At 45.8% G+C, this 1,244-nt stretch carries 2 protein-coding genes; one reads left to right on the top strand and one right to left on the bottom strand.

Annotation, left to right across the window (positions count from 1 at the left end):
* Positions 1-10: 10 nt before the first annotated feature.
* On the bottom strand, positions 11-511 hold the full coding sequence (locus C1I89_RS34300) for a hypothetical protein (protein WP_146196992.1): 501 nt from the start codon (positions 509-511) through the stop codon (positions 11-13).
* Positions 512-1,008: 497 nt separating this feature from the next.
* Between C1I89_RS34300 and C1I89_RS33630 the strand changes: the two genes are divergently transcribed.
* A partial coding sequence (locus C1I89_RS33630; RefSeq protein ID WP_146196991.1) for a hypothetical protein occupies positions 1,009-1,244 on the top strand: 236 nt, incomplete at its 3' end.

Raw genomic sequence — 1,244 nt, 5'->3', positions numbered from 1 at the left:
AAAGGCATGATTAGAAGCTAACCCTCGGTTCGCGGAAAAAGGTGACGTTTTTAGATTGGGTGGTAAAAACGGGGTCGAAGGCCGCCTCTCCTGCTGGAATCCCCAACCTGTCGGCCCAAAATACAAAGAATACTTTTTGTTCGGCTTCGGTGTTGGTATCGTCGTTGTATCTGATGCCCCGCTTGAGTCGAAAGTACTTGTTAACGAACTTGTAGGACTTCCCCTGTTCGACTCTGCAGTTGGTGTTATTGACAACGTTAACCCCTGTAATTCCTCGTTGATTTTGTAATGCGGCGAGTCCAAATCGTCTTCTCCACAAGACGTAGTACTTGTCAGTGTTGATAGGGTTGTTGACGAGTTCGATGTGGGAAAGTGCTGTTGAGAAATTAACATCTCGTGAGGGACCACCGTATTCTCTGAAGAAGCCATCTACGCTTACTGCTGAACCTGCACCTTGTCTAGGTTTAATTATGGCACAGTTAACAACAATTGGGTAGTCAATTTGGTTCATGAATAACATTTGTATTTTAAACCCGGATATAACGGCTAGGGCTCGCTGGCGCGCATTTAACCGTTCACCCGTTAAATTGGCTTGTATGTTTGTTAATTCAAACGTTTGTAGGGTTCGCGAAGGGTGAGCTTCCACGTCAGTGGTTAGGATTAAGTCCCGTTTCGCGGAAGTGGCGTTGGGGCGATCGCCAACGTTACGTCGTTGCCTAAGGTTCGACATGCGTTCTTGGAATGCAGTTTGGGCTCTTCTTGCTCCAAAATTTAGGGCTCTTCTGGCTAAAGCTCCACCGGATCGAAGTGCGATATTCCTTAGGGATCGTCTGACAGCGTAACTTGCTAGGGAGCGTGCACCGGTACTTACCAGGTAGGGTGAAATTGCCGGAACCAATGACATTTTGTGAAAAAGTGAGCTAGGGAGTGGATCGAAATTTTAAATTTGGGTCAAACGTGTCCTGGTTAGTATTACCCAGGACACCTCTGTTTGGTTTCATAAAAACCATGACAGGCACTTCTAGACGCTACGTATTTACGCTGAATAACTACACTGATGATGAGTTTGACGCTCTTGGTGATGTTGATTGCAAATATATTGTGTATGGTAAAGAAGTTGGAGACAGTGGCACTCCCCATCTGCAAGGGTTTGTTATTTTTGAAAGTGCTATTTCCTTTGATTCGGCCAAAAACAAATTAGGGCATCGTGTGCACCTTGAAGTCGCTCGTGGTACGTCGAAGCA

Origin of the sequence: Achromobacter pulmonis (assembly GCF_002885955.2) — a bacterium.
GTDB lineage: Bacteria > Pseudomonadota > Gammaproteobacteria > Burkholderiales > Burkholderiaceae_B > Achromobacter > Achromobacter pulmonis_A.
This window is presented reverse-complemented; position numbering and strand designations above follow the sequence as displayed.

What these genes read in the sequence shown, in the direction of transcription:
- C1I89_RS34300 (WP_146196992.1), bottom strand. Translation starts at nt 511, where the DNA reads ATGAACCAAATTGACTACCCAATTGTTGTTAACTGTGCCATAATTAAA.